Annotated in this window: 18 protein-coding genes; 10 read left to right on the top strand and 8 right to left on the bottom strand. The window is 66.8% G+C overall.

Translation table 11 applies throughout. From position 1 onward, the window contains the following. Positions 1–4: 4 nt before the first annotated feature. Complete coding sequence (locus tag QW861_RS33465; RefSeq protein ID WP_315750076.1) at positions 5–934, bottom strand: DMT family transporter; 930 nt, start codon at positions 932–934, stop codon at positions 5–7. A 77-nt stretch (positions 935–1011) separates the two neighbouring features. Between QW861_RS33465 and QW861_RS33470 the strand changes: the two genes are divergently transcribed. Next, positions 1012–1737 carry a TetR/AcrR family transcriptional regulator gene (locus QW861_RS33470; protein WP_316176090.1) on the top strand — a complete coding sequence of 242 codons (726 nt, stop codon included), beginning with the start codon at positions 1012–1014 and terminating at the stop codon, positions 1735–1737. Between the two features lie 41 nt (positions 1738–1778). Further along, positions 1779–2561, top strand: a complete 783-nt coding sequence (locus QW861_RS33475; RefSeq protein ID WP_316194023.1) for a sulfite exporter TauE/SafE family protein — start codon at positions 1779–1781, stop codon at positions 2559–2561. A 10-nt stretch (positions 2562–2571) separates the two neighbouring features. Here the strand turns inward: QW861_RS33475 and QW861_RS33480 are convergent, their stop codons facing one another. Together QW861_RS33480 and mgtA are read right to left on the bottom strand one after the other, a co-directional pair. Then, on the bottom strand, positions 2572–3501 hold the full coding sequence (locus QW861_RS33480) for a DMT family transporter (protein WP_315827652.1): 930 nt from the start codon (positions 3499–3501) through the stop codon (positions 2572–2574). Positions 3502–3644: 143 nt separating this feature from the next. Next, on the bottom strand, positions 3645–6203 hold the full coding sequence (gene mgtA / locus QW861_RS33485; protein ID WP_315827653.1) for a magnesium-translocating P-type ATPase: 2559 nt from the start codon (positions 6201–6203) through the stop codon (positions 3645–3647). A 208-nt stretch (positions 6204–6411) separates the two neighbouring features. On the opposite strand from mgtA, the gene QW861_RS33490 reads away from it, so the two are divergent. The 6 genes from QW861_RS33490 (at position 6412) to QW861_RS33515 (ending at position 13397) form a co-directional block, all read left to right on the top strand. Next, positions 6412–7680 (top strand): efflux RND transporter periplasmic adaptor subunit, encoded by a 1269-nt coding sequence (locus QW861_RS33490; protein WP_315827747.1) that lies wholly within the window; start codon positions 6412–6414, stop codon positions 7678–7680. Then, positions 7677–8903 carry an ABC transporter permease gene (locus QW861_RS33495; RefSeq protein ID WP_315750080.1) on the top strand — a complete coding sequence of 409 codons (1227 nt, stop codon included), beginning with the start codon at positions 7677–7679 and terminating at the stop codon, positions 8901–8903. The genes QW861_RS33490 and QW861_RS33495 overlap by 4 nt, the downstream gene beginning before the upstream one ends. Beyond that, positions 8896–9579, top strand: a complete 684-nt coding sequence (locus tag QW861_RS33500) for an ABC transporter ATP-binding protein (protein WP_315750081.1) — start codon at positions 8896–8898, stop codon at positions 9577–9579. Before QW861_RS33495 ends, QW861_RS33500 begins: the two co-directional genes overlap by 8 nt. Before the next feature lie 347 nt (positions 9580–9926). After that, the gene (locus QW861_RS33505) at positions 9927–11219 is read left to right on the top strand and encodes an adenylosuccinate synthase (protein ID WP_315714139.1); all 1293 of its coding nucleotides are present in this window, start codon (positions 9927–9929) and stop codon (positions 11217–11219) included. A gap of 36 nt (positions 11220–11255) precedes the next feature. Further along, entirely contained in the window at positions 11256–12905 is a 1650-nt protein-coding gene (locus tag QW861_RS33510) for a hypothetical protein (RefSeq protein WP_315750082.1), read from the top strand. 54 nt (positions 12906–12959) lie between these two features. After that, positions 12960–13397 (top strand): DUF5413 family protein, encoded by a 438-nt coding sequence (locus QW861_RS33515; RefSeq protein ID WP_315750083.1) that lies wholly within the window; start codon positions 12960–12962, stop codon positions 13395–13397. A 24-nt stretch (positions 13398–13421) separates the two neighbouring features. On the opposite strand, the gene QW861_RS33520 is transcribed toward QW861_RS33515, so the two are convergent. Together QW861_RS33520 and QW861_RS33525 are read right to left on the bottom strand one after the other, a co-directional pair. Further along, complete coding sequence (locus tag QW861_RS33520) at positions 13422–13670, bottom strand: GCG_CRPN prefix-to-repeats domain-containing protein (RefSeq protein WP_315750084.1); 249 nt, start codon at positions 13668–13670, stop codon at positions 13422–13424. Between the two features lie 32 nt (positions 13671–13702). Further along, complete coding sequence (locus QW861_RS33525) at positions 13703–13948, bottom strand: hypothetical protein (RefSeq protein WP_315714143.1); 246 nt, start codon at positions 13946–13948, stop codon at positions 13703–13705. A gap of 261 nt (positions 13949–14209) precedes the next feature. Between QW861_RS33525 and QW861_RS33530 the strand changes: the two genes are divergently transcribed. Together QW861_RS33530 and QW861_RS33535 are read left to right on the top strand one after the other, a co-directional pair. Further along, positions 14210–15169 (top strand): AraC family transcriptional regulator, encoded by a 960-nt coding sequence (locus QW861_RS33530; RefSeq protein ID WP_315750085.1) that lies wholly within the window; start codon positions 14210–14212, stop codon positions 15167–15169. A gap of 75 nt (positions 15170–15244) precedes the next feature. Beyond that, entirely contained in the window at positions 15245–15778 is a 534-nt protein-coding gene (locus QW861_RS33535) for a DUF4112 domain-containing protein (protein WP_315750086.1), read from the top strand. A gap of 99 nt (positions 15779–15877) precedes the next feature. On the opposite strand, the gene QW861_RS33540 is transcribed toward QW861_RS33535, so the two are convergent. From QW861_RS33540 to msrA, 3 genes are all read right to left on the bottom strand, one after another. Next, positions 15878–16162 carry a hypothetical protein gene (locus QW861_RS33540; protein ID WP_315714146.1) on the bottom strand — a complete coding sequence of 95 codons (285 nt, stop codon included), beginning with the start codon at positions 16160–16162 and terminating at the stop codon, positions 15878–15880. A gap of 397 nt (positions 16163–16559) precedes the next feature. Then, complete coding sequence (gene msrB / locus QW861_RS33545) at positions 16560–16970, bottom strand: peptide-methionine (R)-S-oxide reductase MsrB (protein ID WP_315750087.1); 411 nt, start codon at positions 16968–16970, stop codon at positions 16560–16562. 125 nt (positions 16971–17095) lie between these two features. Beyond that, positions 17096–17809, bottom strand: a complete 714-nt coding sequence (msrA, locus tag QW861_RS33550; RefSeq protein WP_315750088.1) for a peptide-methionine (S)-S-oxide reductase MsrA — start codon at positions 17807–17809, stop codon at positions 17096–17098. Positions 17810–18253 lie beyond the last annotated feature (444 nt).

Below are 18253 nucleotides of genomic sequence, written 5' to 3' on the forward strand. Positions count from 1 at the left end.
GCGCTCACGCGACCTTGGTGCGGCCGGTGCGGGAGGCGATGATCACGCCGGCGATGACCAGCGCGTAGCCGATCAGATGAAACGGCTTCAGCTCCTCGCCGAGCAGCAGGATCGCCAGCACCGAGCCGAACAGCGGCACCAGATGTAGAAACGGCGCGGCGCGGTTCGGCCCGATCAGGCCGATGCCGCGATTGAAGAACAGATAGGCGAGCGTCGAGGCGAACACCACGACGTAGCCGAGGGTCAGGAGCGATAGCAGATCGAGCTGCAGCACGAAGCCGGACGCGTATTCCCACGCGGCCAGCGGCAGCAGCAGCAGGGCGCCCAAGGCCGTGCAGCACGAGATCAGCGACAGCTGGTGCACGGCCGGCCGCCGCGTCATGACCGCCGAGTAGATCCCGAACACCAGCAGCGCCCCGGCGAACATCAAGTCACCGCGGTTGAACTGAATGGCGGCCAATGCGCCGAGGTCTCCGCGCAGCAAAATGACCAGCACGCCGGTCAAGGATATCGCGATGCCGGCGAACTGCGCCGCCGTCAGCCTGACCCCGAACAGCACCAGCGACCATAGCGCTACGAACAGGGGGGCCGAGGATTGGATCAGCAGCCCGTTGAGCGCCTGGGTGTACTGCATCGCCCAGTAGGACAGCGCATTGTTGATGGCGAAGCCGGTCAGCGCCAGCACCAGCAGCAGCGGCCAGCTGGCCAGCAAGGTACGCCAGTCGCGTACGAGATGCGTCCGCGCGAACGGCCACAGCATCAGGAAAGTTCCGATCCAGCGGATGCAGGACAGGGTCAGCGGCGGCACGTGCCCGGCGACATAGCGCGCCAGCACGATGTTGCCGGCCCAGAACAGCGAGGCCAGCGTCAGAAGCAGATAGGGCTGGTTGTTGAGCCAGGCCAGCGGCGAGGTCGGATGCGATGCGGTGGGCAAGGAATCGGCTTCTCTTGTTGACCGGAGCTTGTGCCCGAAATGGCGGGCGGGACAAGAGCGCCGGGCGGAAGGCCGCCATGTCGAAACACCAATGGGCCTCCTTTACAAAACGAATATTCGTTTTGTATGCTCATCGCAGACGGGAACGCCATCGAGCCGACAGCCGCAACCCTGCAACGGCTCGGCAGGAGCTGCGCATGCCGAAACTCAAGCCCGAGACGATGGCCGCGCGCCGGGACGAGATCCTGCAGGCCGCCGAGGCCTGCTTTGCCCGGCAGGGATTCCATCAGACCACGATCGCCGATGTCATTGCGCAATCTGGTTTGAGCGCGGGCTGCATCTACGGCCATTTCGCCAGCAAGGAAGAGCTCATTCAGGCGATCGGCGAGCATCGCCATGCCCGTGATGCCGCCCTGTTGGCCACGGCGCGTGAGATTTCTGATCCGTTGGAAGCGTTGCGCGCCATTGCGCGCGCCTCGTTGGCAGACATGCAGAAGGAAGAGGGCCTGCGCCACCGCCGCATCGCGCTGCAGCTCTGGGCCGAGGCGCTGCGGGACGATGACATCCGCGCGCAGGTGACGGACGGTGTGCGCAAGCCGGCCGTCTTGATCACCGAGCTGCTGCAGCGGGGCCAGCGGCTCGGCGTCATCGACCGCTCCGTTCATCCACGCAGCATGGCCCGCACGATCGTCGCGATGTTCCAGGGGTTCGTGCTGCAGCGATTGTGGGGCGAGCCGTTCTCGTCATCCGAAGCGATGGCCGCATTCGAGACGCTGCTGACGGGACTCACGGCGCGGCGATGACCTGAAGCGACTGCCTCTCCAACCGTACCGGGCGGGTCTCAATGACGAGCGTTCCTGATCTCATTGGCGGTCTCGGCACCGGGCTGGTCGGCGGCTTCACTTCGGGGCTGCTCGGCGTCACTCCCGGTGGTGGGCTCGTCGTGTTCGCGGTCATGCTGCTCGGCGCCGAGCAGCACGCCGCGCAAGGGCTCTCGCTGGTCGCGCAGATCCCGCCGACCAGCGCGGCCGGCATCAGGCGCTATTGGGATAGCGGCAATCGGGTGACCGCGGCGGTGTTGCTCTGGCTCGGCCTGGGATTCCTGGTCGGCGGCATCGTCGGCGCACTGATCGCGAACTGGACGACGGCGGCGGTCCTGCAATGGGCCTATGTGATCTACCTATTCTTGCTCGATGCTCTGCTGCTGCGCAGGCGACGGGCGAAGGAGTCCGCCGAAGCAACCGGCGCCGCGCCGGATCCACATCGAGCAGCGCTCCTTGCAGTTGGCTGCGCGGCCGGCGTGTCCTCAGGCTTTCTTGGGATCGGCGGCGGGCTCGCCACGGTGGTTGGCTTGAGCGCGGTGCTGGGCATGGCACAGCACCGCGCCCAGATGATCAGCCTGGCGCTGACGCTGGTGCCCACGACGCTTCCATCCGCCTGGATCTACTGGCGGCACGGCGCCATGCCGGCCTGGCCCACGCTCGTCGCGGTGATCGTCGGCCTCGCGGTCGGCACCGATGTCGGCGCGCGTCTCGCGAACCGCGTTCCGCCGGAACGGTTGCGCGTCCTGCTGGTGGGCTTTGTGTCGCTGATGGCCGTGTGCATGACGCTCAAGGCGCTCGGATGAACCGTTCGCCTCATGTCGCCTGCTTGCGCGAGGCCGCGTAGACGCCGCTCAGCACCAGGGCGAAGCCGATCACGTGGAAGATCTGCGGCCGCTCGCCGAGGAAGACGAACGCCATGATCGAGCCGAACACCGGCACCACGTGGAAGAACGGCGCGGCGCGGTTGGCGCCGATCAGAAGAACGCCGCGGTTGAAGCACAGATAGGCGATGGTCGAGGGAAAGATCGCGACGTAGAGCAGTGACAGCAGGTTCTGGGTGTCGAGCGCCATCACCGGGCGCGTGTTGAGCTCCCAGATCAACAGCGGGATCAGGCTCGCGGCTCCGCAGCCGAAGGTGAAGGCGACCATCGACAGGCCATGGATCTGCGGCCGCTTGATCGTCAGCACCGAATAGAAGCCGAACACCGCCATCGCGACCAGGAAGATCAGGTCGCCCTTGTTGAAGCTGATGTCGGTGAGCGCGGCCGGATGGCCGCGCGTGAGGATCAGCAGCACGCCGACCATCGACAGCACGATGCCGATGGCCTGCGCCAAAGTGAGATGCACGCGCAGCAGCAGCATCGACCAGAGCGCCACGATCAGCGGGCCGCCGGATTGCAGCAGCAGCGTGTTGAGCGCCTGGGTGTATTCGAGCGACCAGTACTGCAGCGTGTTGAAGGCGCCGATGCCGGTCACCGACAGCGCGATCATGACGCCGAGCTTGGAGCGGATCGCCGGCCAGTCCTGGCGAAGCTGCTTCCAGGCCAGCGGCAGAATGATCAGGAACGCCAGTGACCAACGCAGGAACGACAGGGTGACAGGCGGAATGTGCCCGGCAGCCAGCCGGCCGACGATCGCGTTGCCGGCCCAGCACAGTGCGGTGATGCTGAGCAGCACATAGGGTTGGTTGGCGATCCAGGCGCGCGCGGGCGCGGCGGACGCGGTGGGATCGGCGGCAGACATGCGGCGGTGTTGGCCCCGGTTCGTGCGCCGCGGCATCCGGCCCGGTCATCCCGGCCGCTGGTCCTCCCCGGCCTCGTCGACAGACACCAATTGCAGCTGCCTATCAAGAGGGCAGATGCATCGCGACTATGCAGCGGCGCTGGTCATGAACCGCGGTGGTGATGCCGCCGGTGAGTTCGCAAGGTCGTGGACTGTACGGCGACCGATTTGAGACCTTCGGCGCAGACCAGATAGGCGATAACGAGAGCCGCGATGGTGGCCAGCACGGCGATCGGCGGCACCACGAAGCCGAACCAGGCGCCGGCCGGGGTGAAGGGCACGACGAGCGCGACGGCGAGCGCGGTCAGTGACGACGCAGTCAGCATCGGATCGGCGCGGTTGCTCCATGGCCGTCCGTTGGTCCGGATGATGAAGATGACGAGGATCTGGGTCGCCATCGATTCGAGGAACCAGGCGGTCCGGAACTCGTCGGGCGTCGCATGGAACAAATAGAGCAGGGCGCCGAAAGTGAGAAAATCGAACAGCGACGACAGCGGGCCCATGATCGCGGCAAAGCGCAGCAGCCGCTTCATGTCCCAGCGCTGCGGCCGCGCGGTGGCCTGCGGACTCACACGATCGAACGGGATGCCGAGTTCGGAGAGATCATAGAGCAGGTTGTTGAGCAGGATCTGCGTCGGCAGCATCGGCAGGAAGGGCAGTATGATCGAAGCGAGCGCCATGGACAGCATGTTGCCGAAATTCGAGCTCGCGCCCATTCGCACGTATTTCAGGATGTTGGCGAAGGTGCGCCGCCCTTCCTCCACACCGTTGGCGACAACCTCGAGATCGGAGGCGAGCAGGATGATGTCGGCGGCGGATTGCGCCACGGCGGTGGCGCCGTCGACCGACAGGCCGATGTCGGCCACCTTCAGCGCCGGCGCGTCGTTGATGCCGTCACCCAGGAAGCCGACGACGTGGCCCGAGGCCTGCAGCGCCTTGACGATGCGCGATTTCTGATCGGGGGCGAGCCGGCCAAACGCGTCGGCCGAGCGCACCTGCACCGCGAGCGCGTCATCGCTGAGTTCGGCGATGTCGCTGCCGGACAGCACGCGATCCGCCCTCAGTCCGACCAGCCCGGCCAGTCGCTTGACCACGACCGGATCGTCGCCGGAAAGGATCTTCAGCGCGATGCCGGCGCGCGCAAGCTGTGCGATGGCCGCGGCTGCGGTCGGCTTGGGCGGATCGGCGAACGCGCACAGACCCTCGAAGATCAGTTCCTGCTCGTCATCGGTCTCGATCTCGCGCGGCGCGCCGGTCCAGGGCCGTGACGCGATTGCGACCGTGCGCAGGCCCTCGCGCGCCAGCGCGTGAACGCGCGCGCACATCTCGTTGCGGCCGCTGGTGTCGATCGGCGTAGTCGCGCTGCCCTGCCGTTGCTGCGTGCAGAGCTCGATCACCGCCTCTGGCGCGCCCTTCACGATCAGGATCTGATCTGCCCCGCGGATCGCCAGCACTGAGCCGAGCCGGCGCGAGAAGTCGAAGGTCTGCTGTCCGCCCAGGGTCCATCCTGCTGCCGCACGGTCCGCGCCGGCGATGAGCGCGGTGTCGAGCGAGCCCCGATCGCCGCCGAGCGCGGCAGCGATCGCGCCGAGCTCCGCGGCTCGCGGGTCGTCGCTGCCGTCGGGCGCGATGCTTCGGGCGAGCGTGATCTCTGCTGAGGTCAATGTTCCCGTCTTGTCGGTGCACAGCACCGACATCGCGCCGAGATCATGGATCGCCGCGAGCCGCTTCACGATCACCTTGCGGTTGGCCATGCGAAGCGCGCCGCGCGACAGGGTCACGGTGGTGATCATCGGCAGCAGCTCGGGCGTCAGTCCGACGGCCAGCGCCACCGAGAACAACAGCGAGTCGAGCACATCACGGCCGAACACGACGCGCACCGCGAGCACGATCACGACCAGCGCCAGCGTCAGCCGCGCGATGACGAGGCCGAACTCGTGCAGGTCGCGCTCGAACGGCGTGCGGGCCTGCGCTTCGGCCAGCGCCGAGGCGGCAGCGCCGAACATCGTGTTCGGCCCGGTGTTGACGACGAGCGCGACGGCCTCTCCGGTCTGAGCCACGGAGCCGCGAAACAGCGCATTCGACGTGTCGTTCTCATCGCTGGGAATACCGGCCTGTTTCGTCACGGGATAGGGCTCTCCCGTCAGCGCCGCCTCGCCGGCAGTGAAGGCCTTGCTTTCGATGATCAGCGCATCGGCAGGAACGATGTCGCCCGCGCGGACGCGCAGGATGTCTCCGGGAACGACGGCGTCGACGTCGATCTCGCGATAGGCGCCGTCCCGCTTGACCTCGGCCTTCAGGGCCACGGAGCGGCGGAGCTCCTCGGCCGCCTTGACGGCATGCCCCTCCTGAACCGTATCGAGTCCGATCGACAGCGTGAGGATGAGGACGATGATGGCGCCGCCGATCACGTCGCCCGTCACCATCGAGATGATGCCGGCCACCAGCAGGATCAGCGATAGCGGCTCGAGCAGGCGGCGGAGCACGGCGCGCATCGGCCCCACGACATGCGATGGGGAGTCGGCATTCCGGCCGTAGCGTTGCAGCCGCTGCTCGGCGTCGGCTCTGCCGAGGCCGTCCAGGTCGCAGCCCAGCGCTGCGCCTGCCTGCGCAGGCGACAGGCGCCAGAACCGGTGTAGGCCGGGGGTCGTATCAGTGCTCACATGCGTCCGTTCATGTTCGTGGATGATTGGTAATGGTCATCATGCCTGATTTGCATGAACGATCGTCCGCCGGTTGACCTAGCGCAACATCCTGCTGTCGCGATCCCCTAGCTTTGTGTGCAATGCGCCGCGGGCTGACGGCCGCACTCAAGGAATGGATGGCGCGTCACTGGGCATCATCCGCATTGACGAGTTTGTGTTGACGACCATGGCCGATCATGCCGCAGCTCTCCCGTCCCCTACGAAAGCCGCCGTTGGTCCGACCGTCCTAGCGGCGGTCTGGGCGCATCGCTGGTTCGCTCTCGCCATCATCGTGCTGCTCGGCCTTGGCGGCTGGCAAAGCGTCCGGGTCATGCTTGGGCCTGCCATCGTGGTCGATCAGGTCCGGCGCGGCGACCTCGTCGAGACCGTCGTTGCCAGCGGTCACGTCGAGACGCCGTTCCGCGTCGAGATCGGCAGCCAGATCACCGGCACCGTCGAGGAGGTGCTGGTGCTGGAAGGCCAGCACGTCACCAAGGGCCAGCCGCTGATCTCGCTGGAGTCGCGCGAGCTGAAGGCTGCGGTGGTGCAGGCACAAGGGCAGGTGGCGCAGGCCGAGGCGCGGATGCGCCAGCTCGCCGAGCTGACCTTGCCGTCGGCGAAGGAGGCTTTGCGCCAGGTGCAGGCGACCTTGCTCAATGCTCAGCAGACCTATGACCGGACGTCGCAGCTGACCGGCAACGGCTATGCCACGCGCGCGGCGCTCGACGAGGCCCAGAAGACGCTCGACGTTGCGCTGGCCCAGAAGCGTGCCGCCGAATTCCAGGTCTTCACGGCGAGCCCCGGCGGCAGCGACTACGTCATGGCCGAGACGCAGCTGAACCAGGCGCGCGCCAATCTCGACACGGCGCAGTCGCGTCTCGGCTATGCGACGATCTCGGCGCCGCGCGACGGCGTGCTGATCACGCGCAGTGTCGAGCGCGGCACCGTGGCGCAGCCCGGCAAGACGCTGCTCGTCCTGGCGCCTGCCGGCGATCTCCAGCTCGTCCTGCAGATCGACGAGCGCAATCTCGGCAAGCTGGCGCTCGGCCAGACGGCGCTCGCGTCGGCCGATGCCTACCCCGACAGGCGCTTCCCCGCTGTGGTCAGCTACATCAATCCCGGCATCGATATTTCCCGCGCGTCCGTCCAGGTCAAGCTGATCGTCAAGGACCCGCCCGACTATCTGCGCCAGGACATGACGGTGTCTGTCGACATCGAGGTCGCCTCCCGCAAGGATACGCTGGAGCTGCCGGTGCGCTCGGTTCACGATATCACCTCGGGACAGCCCTGGGTGCTCGGGGTGAAGGATGGCCGCGCCGCCAAGCAGCCGGTGCGCGTCGGCATCCGCGGCAACAGCCATGTCGAGATCGTCGACGGCTTGAACGCCGGTGACATCGCCGTGCCCCAGAGTTCCGGCATCCTGACCGGCCAGCGCTTCCGCCCGGTGCTGCCGTGAACCGCTGGCTGCCCTTCGAGTGGATCGCGGCGGTGCGTTTCCTGCGCGAGGGCCGGCTGCAGACCTTGTTCATCATCGGCGGCATCGCGATCGGCGTCGGCGTCATCGTGTTCATGTCGGCGATGCTGGCCGGCCTCGAAGCCAATTTCATCAAGCGGGTGCTGACCTCGCAGCCGCAGATCCAACTGCTGACGCCGGATCAGGTTGCGCGTCCCCTGCGCAACGACAATGGCGTGATCGAGGATGCCATCGTGCAGCGTCCGAGCCAGCGCGTGATCTCGATCGATCAATGGCCGAAGATCCGCAATCAGATGCTGGCGATGCCGGAGATATCGGCGGTGTCGCCGACCATCTCCGGCTCCGCCCTCGCCATTCGCGGCGACGCCAGCCGCGCCGTGACGCTGTCCGGCATCGAGCCGGAGAGCTACTTCACAATCGTGCGCGTGCCGGACTACATCGTCGCCGGCGAGCCGCGGCTGACCAGCGAGGACATCATCATAGGTACCGAGCTCGCCAGGGATCTCGGCGCGATCGTCGGCGACAAGCTCAATGTTCAGGCGGCATCCGGCGCCAACCGCGTGCTGATCGTGACTGGTCTCGTCGATCTCGGCAGCAAGGGCGCCAATCAGCGCTCCGCCTATGTCGCGCTGCGCACGGCGCAGTCGCTGCTCGGCATGGTCGGCGGCGTCACCACGATCGACATCACCGTACGGGACATCTATGCCGCTGAGGACATTGCGCAGCGCATCCAGGCCGCCAATCGCGTCAAGGCCGACAGTTGGATCAAGACCAATGCGCAGTTCTTCACGGCGGTGCGCGCGCAGGCGACATCCAACACGCTGATCCGCGTCTTCGTCGCGCTCTCGGTCGCGTTCGGCATCGCGGCCGTGCTGATCGTCTCGGTGATCCAGCGCTCCAAGGAGATCGGGATCCTGCGTGCGATGGGCACCTCGCGCGGACAGATCTTGCGCGTGTTCCTGCTGCAGGGCGGGCTGCTCGGCTTCGTCGGCTCGCTGTTCGGCGCGGCAATGGGCGCGGGTGCGCTGATCTATTGGCATGCGGTGCAGCGCCAGGCCGATGGCTCGGAGTTGTTTCCGTTGATCCTCGAACGCCGATTGTTTCTCATCACGGCCCTGCTCGCGACGGTGACGGGCCTGCTCGCCGCGACCGCGCCGGCGCTGCGCGCGGCCAAGCTCGATCCGGTGGTGGCGATCCGTGGCTGAGGTCCTGCTGCGACTGGAGAAGGTCTGCAAGGCCTACAATGTCGGGCTGCCGACCGAGACCGAGGTGCTGCACGACATCGACATCGAGGTCGACCGCGGCGAGTTCGTCGCGCTGATCGGTCCGTCCGGCTCCGGCAAGAGCACTCTGCTGAACATCGTCGGTCTCTTGGACCGGCCGACCTCCGGCCGGTTGGCGATCAAGGGCCAGGATACTGCGTCGCTCAGTGATACCGAGCTCACCCATCTGCGCGGCCATACCATCGGATTCATCTTTCAGTCTCATCTCCTGATCTCTGCCTTCACGGCCAAGGAGAACGTGATGATGCCGCTGCTGGTCGATCGCGGCTTCCCGGGCCCCGAGATCGAGGCGCAGGCGTCGAAGCTGCTCGACCAGGTTGGGTTGGCGAAATTCGCCGACCATCTCGCGAGCAACATGTCGGGCGGCCAGCAGCAGCGGGTCGCGGTGGCGCGGGCGCTGGCGATGAACCCCGATCTGGTCCTGGCGGACGAGCCGACCGGCAACCTCGACACCAAGTCTGCCGAGGCGGTCTTTGGCCTGATGCGCGACGTCAATCGGGAGGTCGGCACGAGCTTCCTGCTCGTCACCCACAACCTTGATCTGGCCCGGCGCTGCGATCGCATCATCGAGGTTGTCGACGGCCGCATCCAGAGCTGAGGGCGGGCCGCTTCGATCGTAGATTCGCCGCCGTTCGGGGGCTCAATGGAACTGCCCGGGTCGATGCGCCGCCAGAAGCGCACGGCCGGGTCGCCCGATCCGCAGCCGGGGCGGCTTGAAATTTTGGGGCTTATCAAAGGCTTGGTGGCGCTCTTGTGTGCTCCGAAGGCCCGTTCTCGCTTGCCTAGCCCGGCGGCTTCCTTTATCCGGTGGGTCGCCTCGCAAGCGAGCGGTCCTGGCCGCGATTTGGGCTGGGCGCATGGTTGGCCAGGCTGGCCCCTCATCGGAAGCGATTTCGTCCGAACCGATCGTGCTGTTTTGGATCTTGGCAGAGGAAAGAGCTGCGAATGGCTAACGTCGTCGTCGTCGGCGCCCAATGGGGTGACGAGGGGAAGGGCAAGATCGTCGACTGGCTGTCGGAGCAGGCCGACATCGTCGTTCGCTTCCAGGGCGGCCACAACGCCGGTCATACGCTTGTCATCAACGGCGCGACGTACAAGCTGGCGCTGCTGCCGTCGGGCGTGCTGCGCACCGGCAAGCTGTCGGTGATCGGCAATGGCGTCGTGTTCGATCCGCAGGCCTTCCTGGACGAGGTCGGCAAGCTCCAGTCGCAGGGCGTCGCCATCAGCCCGGACAATCTGCGCGTTGCCGAGAACGTCACGCTGATCCTGCCGCTGCACCGTGAACTCGACGCGCTGCGGGAATCCGCGAGCGCGGCGACCGCGATCGGCACCACCCGCCGCGGCATCGGCCCGGCCTATGAGGACAAGGTCGGCCGGCGCGCGATCCGGCTGATGGACCTCGCCGATCTCGATACGCTGCCGCACAAGATCGACCGCCTGCTCGCGCACCATAATGCGCTCCGCCGCGGCCTCGGCCTCGAACCGATCGACGGCCAGCAGATCCTGCGCGAGCTGACCGCCTTCGCGCCGAAGCTGCTGCCCTATGCGGAGACGGTCTGGCGGCTGCTCGACATCAAGCGCCGCGAAGGCAAGCGCATGCTGTTCGAGGGCGCGCAGGGTGCGCTGCTCGACGTCGACCACGGCACCTATCCCTACGTGACCTCGTCCAACACGGTGGCGGCGCAGGCGGCCACCGGCGCCGGCCTCGGGCCGGGCGCGATCGGCTATGTGCTCGGCCTGTGCAAGGCCTACACGACCCGGGTCGGGCAAGGGCCGTTTCCGACCGAGCAGGACAACGAGACCGGCCGCAAGATCGGCGAGCGTGGCCGCGAATTCGGAACGAATACCGGCCGGCCGCGTCGTTGCGGCTGGTTCGATGCGGTCCTGGTCCGTCAGGCGGTCCGGACCTGCGGCATTAACGGTCTTGCGCTGACCAAGCTGGACATTCTCGATGGTTTCGACACCATCGATGTCTGCACCGGCTACAGACTGGACGGCAAGGAGATCGATCATTTCCCGGCAGGTGAGGGCGCGCAGTCCAGGGTCGAACCGATCTACGAGACGATCGAAGGCTGGAAACAGCCGACGGCGAACGCGCGCTCCTGGGCCGATCTGCCGGCACAGGCCATCAAATACGTCCGGCGCATCGAGGAACTGGTGGGTTGCCCGATCGCGCTGCTTTCCACCAGCCCCGAACGCGAGGATACTATTCTGGTCCAGAATCCCTTCGAGGCGTGACGGGACCCGACAGCTGAGCGCGCGAATTGAGTTGATATGGCCGACTACTACCCGCTGATAGCCCGTGCCATTGCCGGATTGGACCCCAACGCTCCCGGGGAAAGCCGGCGTGCGCTTTACGAGCGGGCGCGGGCGGCGTTGATCGCACAGTTGCGCAGCGTCCAGCCGCCGCTCAGCGAGTCCGAGATCACGCGCGAGCGGCTGTCGCTCGAGGAGGCCGTTCGCAAGGTCGAGGCGGAAGCAGCCCAGCGTGCCCGCGAGGCGCAGCGGGCGTCCAGTGGCGCTGCCCGCCCAGGCGATGCGCTCCGGCGGGCCGGTGCGCGCAATTCGGATGCTCCGGCACCCCCCTCGGCTCAGCCCACTCCGACTCCAGACCAGGCCGTCACTGCCGCCCCCCGGCCACGACCGGCGGGCCCGGCTGCTGCCCGGGCCGAGCGGCCGCCGCTCGGCGCCGAGACGGCCGAGCTGCGTCCGGCGCGCAATCCGCGACCGGAAGCGCCGCCGGCTGCCGCTGGCGCACCAGCTGTGCCACCGCGGCCCCAGCCGCCTCAAACGCCTCCACAAGATGGGGCGGCGCCTCCCGCGCGCGAACGTCCGGCTGCCGCCCGCCGCGGTGCTCAGGACAACGGCAATCCGGCAACGCCGCCCGCCATGCGCGGCTTCCGCGACATCACCGCTGATGTCGACGATCTCGGCAAGGCCACCGCGCAGGCCAACCGCGCGGCGCGCAAGACCTACGCCAACGTTCCGGCCACCGATCTCGATCGGCTCGAGGGCGACGACGATGACCGGCCGCCGCTGCCCGAGGCGCCGTACTCCTATGACGAGTCGGTCCAGGAGGCCGAGCGCTACGCGCTGCCGGCCACCTCGACCCGCCAGCGTGGCGCCGCTCCGGATCGCGAGGGCAAGAAGAAGCCGGAGCGCAGCGGCTCGACCTTTCCGTTCAAGGCCGCCATCGCCGCCGGGATCGTGCTGATCCTGATCGGCGCCGGAATTCTGTGGGGCCGGCCGCTGGTCGGGGTGGTCAACGGCCTGTTCAAATCTTCCTCGACGGTCGAGGCGCCCAAGGACACCGGCGCGCCGCTGAGCAAGCCGAAGATCACCGACCGCGTCGGCCAGTCGCCGTCCTCGGACCAGATCGCGCCGGTCGCACAGCGCGTCGTGCTGTATGACGAGGATCCCGCCGATCCGAAGGGCAAGCAGTACATCGGCTCGGTGGTCTGGCGTACCGAGCAGATCAAGGCGACGGGCACGCAGAAGGCCGATATCGCGGTGCGCGCCGACATCGAGATTCCCGATCGCAAGTTCAAGATGACGATGTCGTTCCGCCGCAACACCGACACGTCGCTGCCGGCGAGCCACACCGCCGAGCTCACCTTCATCCTGCCGCAGGACTTCTCGGGCGGCGGCGTCGGCAACGTGCCGGGCATCCTGATGAAGTCCAACGAACAGTCGCGCGGAACGCCGCTGGCGGGCCTTGCGGTGAAGGTCACCGACGGCTTCTTCCTGGTCGGCCTGTCCAACGTCGACGCCGACCGGACCCGCAACGTGCAGCTCCTGAAGGAGCGCTCCTGGTTCGACGTTCCCTTGGTCTACACCAATCAGCGCCGGGCCATCATCGCGATCGAGAAGGGCGCGCCGGGCGAGCGCGCGTTCAACGACGCCTTCGCGCTGTGGGGTGACTGAGCAGGCCGCACGCGCCTCGCGCGTTCGGCGAATCGCCGAGGCAGGAGATTGGGCATGAAGCGATATCTCATCTTCGTTGCCGTAGGCCCGGCGCTGGGCGGCTTCGCGCTGCTCCTGGTCACGACCTACATGTCCGGTTATTGGACCAACACCAATCCGGGCGAAGTGGCCAAGCTGTTCAAGGTCTTCGTCACCTCGCTGCAATACAGCTACCTGTTCGGCTTCTTGCCGGCGCTGATGATGTGCGCGATCGACGACATCCTGTTCCACGTCAGGCGCATCGGGCCGACGTTGCGGATGCTGCTGGTGGGCGGCATCGCCTTCCTGCTCGCGGCCTTCAACTACGCCTCGCATGGCTCCGAATACGGCATCGTGCAGTGGATCCTGTACGGGCTGGTCGGCTTCATCCCGGCGACGGTGTCATCGTGGCTGGTGCACAGATTCGTTGAGGAGCCGCAGCCGGCGGTCGCTACTGAGCCGCCGACTGCGTAAGCCGATCGCACGAGCCGATCAGCCCTACCTGCCGTTGCCGCGGCAGCGGCCGCCGGGGCCGATGTGAAAGCCGCGCGGGCAGGCGTGCGCCGCCGGATTGGCGTAGTTGCGCAGGCATCCGCCATAGGGACCGCGGTGCCAGCCCGGGCCGCAGCCGCCGGCGACCTGGATCACCTCAGGCTTGGATCCGGCGTCGATCGGCGCCAGCTGCATCGCAGATGCGCCGACGGTGAGAACTCCCAACAGGAGCGCGCTGGTGAGGATGGTTCGCATCGATGGTCTCCCTGGTGTGATTTGCGAAAGGGTCAGCCGCCGGCAGCGAAGGCGATGCCGGCACGCACCTCGGTGATGGCCTGATCGATCAGCCCCAGCGCGCGCTCGCGATGGCCGCCCTTGTTCGGTGTCGCCTGAGCCAGCTCGGCCCGCGCCGATTGCAGCATGGTGATAGTCGCGGTCATGTGCGGCTGCGCGCCGAGCGCGTAGCCGATCCCGATGCAACCCGCGAGGGCGGCGCCGAGGCAGAGCTTGCGGGCCGCGGAAGACATGGTCATTTCAATCTCTCCTCGTACTCATGGCTGTTCGACTTGAAGGGGGCAGGCCGCAACGCATGTCCGCGTGCGTCCATCGGCATCGCTAGTTGAACCCGTTGCCGCTGTCTTGGACTCATCGGCATGAACGGTCGCGCGACTTGGACTGATCGGCGCTCCCGATCCCGTCTTGATGAGCTCTGCCGACTTCAGCGGCCGTTCATCCCGCCGCTGCCACATTGATCGCCTTGCCTTGGAAATTCCTTTGCCTCGGGTCCGATTTCGATGACCATCGTCAGGAAAATGCTGTCGACCGACATGCTGCCGAAAGGGCTCGACGACAGGCAGCGCTTCTTGTGCTTTGCGGAATTGTTCGAGCACTTCTCCAACACGGGCGAGCTCGATCCGGCCGAGGACGTGCCGTTTCGCGCCGCAATGAACGCGATCCACATCGGGACCACCTTGCTCGGGCGCTGCGACGGCACCTTCACCCGTGTCAGGCGCGAACGGCGCCAGGTGCTCGCGACCAATGACGACCGCTATTGCCTGGCGCGCAACGCCGGCAGCCGCGAGGCGATGGTCGTCCATCGCGGACGCGAGTTCGTTCTGCGTCCCGGCGCAATGGTGCTGCTCAAGCTCGATGAGCCTTTCTTCAGCGCCGACGGCGCCAGCCACAAGCGCTTCGTCAACGTGCATCTGCCGATGATGACGCTGCGCTCGATGGTCTCCGGTGTCGATGATCTGGTCGGACGCGAATTGGCGCCGGGCGGCGCGCTGTCGCTGGCGATGGATTACAGCGAGCTGCTGCTCGCCTATCCCGCCGCGGCCGACGAGGCCGGCCCGGCGATCGCGCAGCATCTGCTCGATCTGGTGGCGCTCGGGCTCGGTGTGCGCGGCGACGCGATGCGCAAGGCCGGCCGCGGCGGCCTGCGCAGCGTTCGCCTGGCGGGGCTGCTGACCATTCTGAACAGCCGCTTCACCGAACCGGATTTTTCGGCGCAGAAGCTCGCCGTCGCGGCCGGGCTGTCCGAGCGCTACGTCAATGACCTGCTGCATGAGGCCGGCGCCGGCTTCTCGGCCCGGCTGAACGAGCTGCGCCTGCGCAAGGCCATGGACCTGCTGGCCGGCGGCGGACGCCGCATCAGCGACATCGCGTTTGCCTGCGGCTTCAACGACCTGTCCTATTTCAACCGCTGCTTCCGGCGCCGCTTCGGGCTGACGCCGACCGGCGCCCGGGGCCGCTAGGCGAGACAAGGCGACGGTTCGACGCAACTTGTGCCGAGCCCCGCGCGTTGCCATCTCATGGGTATGCAAGACCACATGGCTCCCTCGCCCCGCCGCGGACGCGCCTCGCAGGCGCACTTCGACGCCAATGAGGCGCGCGGACCGATCATCGACCAGGACGGACGTGAGATCCCGCAGGGCTCCTTCCGGTCCTCGTTCAACGGCGCCTTCGTCGGTCCGGACGGTGTGCGCTTCGATTTCAACACCGCCAATCCCTTCGGCAATCTGACCCGTGAGCAGCGCATCGCGCGGCTGGAGGCCGTGGCGAAGCTGCTCGACGTCGCCTTCGTCCTGCCCGGCACCAACATCCGTTATGGCATCGACGGCATCATCGGCCTGATCCCGGTGGTCGGCGACCTCATCGCGACCGCGCTGTCGCTGTGGCTGGTGCGCGAGGCCCGTGCGCTGGGCGCGCCCTGGCACGTCATTACGCGGATGCTGGGCAATGTCGCGGTCGAGGGGGTGATCGGCATGGTCCCCGTCGCGGGCGACGCCTTCGACGTGCTGTTCCGCGCCAACATGCGCAACGCCAAGATCCTGCGGCGGTGGCTGGATACCCAGTCGCGTTGAGGCGCTGCGAGACCGGGCCAAAACCTCGCAAACCGACCCCCATAAAAAAACTGCCCCGCGCGAGGCGGGGCAGGGTGTTGAAGACTGGTCTGGCAGCCGTCAGGCCGCATCGGCGTCCTGCGCCTTGTCGACCCCCCGGCGCGGCAACGGAAACGCCTCGCTCTCATACAAGGTGCGGATGCCGTTCTGGTCGAAGCGGGCTTCCTCGACCTGCAGGTAGGCGCCATTCAGCGAATCCGCAGGCAACTCCTCCATGGCGAAGCGCACGGCTTCAGCCGCGGTGCCGAACCGCCGGTAGGCGAAGCCCGCCCGCTTCTTCTTGCGGATGGCGGCGGGAAACAGTTCGGCAGAGGTGTTGAAGTTGAACGGACGCAGTGGACGCATGGTCTGAGACCTCTTCTTGTCGGCTGGAAGCGCTGACGCGAGCTTTCAAAACATTCAGCTTGGCAATGACGCCAGCGATTGCGGGGGTGGAGGGCGGGATTTGCCGCTCCAGGCGGCCCGGCCCTGCATAGTCAGTTACGGTCTCTAATATAGGCCGATTTGGCAGAAATGCGAATCCTGCACGCTCACATCGTAAATCCGGCCTGGTTCGGGGCCTACTGAAATATCCTATTTTTTCAACGGCTTAATCGATCCACAACTTGTGAATGCAGGAGAGCCCGATCTGCACGGCTAAAATCTCGCCCCTGGTGGCCGGTTTTGGCCCCCGGCGCCGCGCCGGCCGCCAGCCCAGCGGCCCCGATTACCGTCCGTGACGGAACCGAGGCCGATGGAAACGTCAGCGCGGCTTCAGCTTCAGGGCCGCCGAGTTGATGCAATAGCGCAGGCCGGTCGGCCCCGGGCCGTCGGGAAAGACATGGCCGAGATGGCCGGAGCATTTCGAGCACAGCACCTCGGTGCGGACCATGCCGTGGGTATGGTCGGTCTCCTCGTCGATGTGGCTCTCCGTCGCCGGCTGGGTGAAGCTCGGCCAGCCGCAGCCGGAGTCGAATTTGGCGTCGGACTCGAACAGGGTCTGGCCGCAGCCGGCGCACACATAGGTCCCGGCGCGATGCTCATGCTCGTATTCGCCCGAGAACGGGCGCTCGGTCGCCTTCTCGCGCAGCACGGCGTACTGCATCGGCGTCAGCTCCTCGCGCCATTCCGCCTCGCTCTTGATGACCTTGTCGCTCGTCTTGGTGTCGCTCATCCCGTTGTCCTCCGGGCGGACCGAACTGGTCCGCTCCCTGTCATTGCGCTGATCGGCCTCGGTCGCGGCCGCAGGTCGTCGCCTCAGTTCGTTACCCAGTTAGTTCGTCGCCTCAGTTCGTTGCCTTAGTTCATTGCCTTGGCCTCGCCGACCAGCGTCGGCTTCTCGACATAGTTCTCCGCGAAGATCTTCTTCAGATTCTCGATCTTCGGCAGGTCGTTATAGGCAATATAGGGCTGGCTCGGGTGCAGCGTCAGGTAGTCCTGATGATAGGCCTCGGCCGGATAGAACGCGTCGAGCTTGCCGATCTTGGTGACGATCGGCTTGCCGAACACCTTGGCCTTGTCGAGCTGGGCGACATAGGCCTCCGCGACCTTCCTCTGCGCCTCCGAGGTGGTGAAGATCGCCGAGCGATATTGCGGTCCCGAGTCCGGGCCCTGTCGGTTCAACTGGGTCGGATCGTGCACGACCGAAAAGAAGATCTGCAGAATCTTGCCATAGGAGATCTTCTTCGGGTCGTACTTGATCTGGACCGATTCCGCGTGGCCCGTCGTGCCGCTCGAGACCGTGCGGTAATCGGCCGTGGCCTTGGTGCCGCCGGCATAGCCGGACACCGCGCTGACCACGCCGGCCGTGTGCTGGTAGACGCCCTGGACGCCCCAGAAGCAGCCGCCGGCGACGACAGCGGTTTCCAGCGCGTCGGAGGCCGCCTGGTCCTGGGCCGGCGGCGGGATCACAACGGCCTGCTCGGCGGCGTGCAGCGGCTGCCAGGCCAGGATGCCGGCCGCCATCGCACCGAGCACGGCTGTCTTGACGAAAAGGGAGCGGGTGAGGCGCATCTTCGGATCCTCGTGAGGTGGGCTTGTCTCGTCTCGCCGGCCGGAAACACTGGCCCGGTCCGGCCTCTGCTGCAAGATACGTCGGTGCCCGGCCGGCGTTACGGGGGACGTGACACGACTGCGTGAACAGGCGGGTGGCGCGAGGCGTGCGCTATCGCCCAATGGGTGCCGGGACGGCGCTGGGAGTTGTGGCGAGAGCGTTCCAGGCATGGTGATCTGTTCTCGCGGCCCGAATTGCCCGAGGGATGCCGGTTCATTGGCCCTCCGAAAGCGGAGGGCGCAGGGAAGGCCGGACCTCGACTGAGGCCCGTGGCCCGCCTGCGGAAAAAATGCAGGCGGCAGGTACCACAGGTTCAGCCGGACAGATCCGGCGGGCTCAAGCGGTGGTCGCAACACCAAGTGTTTTCATTCGTGACAGCAGCTCGTCAAGCGCTTCTGCTGGAG

The organism is Bradyrhizobium sp. SZCCHNRI1029 (assembly GCF_032487555.1).
In the GTDB taxonomy this organism is placed as follows: Bacteria; Pseudomonadota; Alphaproteobacteria; order Rhizobiales; family Xanthobacteraceae; genus Bradyrhizobium.

Excerpts from the sequence above, each read along its gene's own strand:
- QW861_RS33470 (WP_316176090.1), top strand. The coding sequence starts at position 1,012 with ATGTCGAAACACCAATGGGCCTCCTTTACAAAACGAATATTCGTTTTG.
- QW861_RS33475 (WP_316194023.1), top strand. The coding sequence starts at position 1,779 with ATGACGAGCGTTCCTGATCTCATTGGCGGTCTCGGCACCGGGCTGGTC.
- QW861_RS33480 (WP_315827652.1), bottom strand. The coding sequence starts at position 3,501 with ATGTCTGCCGCCGATCCCACCGCGTCCGCCGCGCCCGCGCGCGCCTGG.
- QW861_RS33490 (WP_315827747.1), top strand. The coding sequence starts at position 6,412 with ATGGCCGATCATGCCGCAGCTCTCCCGTCCCCTACGAAAGCCGCCGTT.
- QW861_RS33505 (WP_315714139.1), top strand. The coding sequence starts at position 9,927 with ATGGCTAACGTCGTCGTCGTCGGCGCCCAATGGGGTGACGAGGGGAAG.
- QW861_RS33510 (WP_315750082.1), top strand. The coding sequence starts at position 11,256 with ATGGCCGACTACTACCCGCTGATAGCCCGTGCCATTGCCGGATTGGAC.
- QW861_RS33515 (WP_315750083.1), top strand. The coding sequence starts at position 12,960 with ATGAAGCGATATCTCATCTTCGTTGCCGTAGGCCCGGCGCTGGGCGGC.
- QW861_RS33520 (WP_315750084.1), bottom strand. The coding sequence starts at position 13,670 with ATGCGAACCATCCTCACCAGCGCGCTCCTGTTGGGAGTTCTCACCGTC.
- QW861_RS33525 (WP_315714143.1), bottom strand. The coding sequence starts at position 13,948 with ATGACCATGTCTTCCGCGGCCCGCAAGCTCTGCCTCGGCGCCGCCCTC.
- QW861_RS33530 (WP_315750085.1), top strand. The coding sequence starts at position 14,210 with ATGACCATCGTCAGGAAAATGCTGTCGACCGACATGCTGCCGAAAGGG.
- QW861_RS33535 (WP_315750086.1), top strand. The coding sequence starts at position 15,245 with ATGGCTCCCTCGCCCCGCCGCGGACGCGCCTCGCAGGCGCACTTCGAC.
- QW861_RS33540 (WP_315714146.1), bottom strand. The coding sequence starts at position 16,162 with ATGCGTCCACTGCGTCCGTTCAACTTCAACACCTCTGCCGAACTGTTT.
- msrB (WP_315750087.1), bottom strand. The coding sequence starts at position 16,970 with ATGAGCGACACCAAGACGAGCGACAAGGTCATCAAGAGCGAGGCGGAA.
- msrA (WP_315750088.1), bottom strand. The coding sequence starts at position 17,809 with ATGCGCCTCACCCGCTCCCTTTTCGTCAAGACAGCCGTGCTCGGTGCG.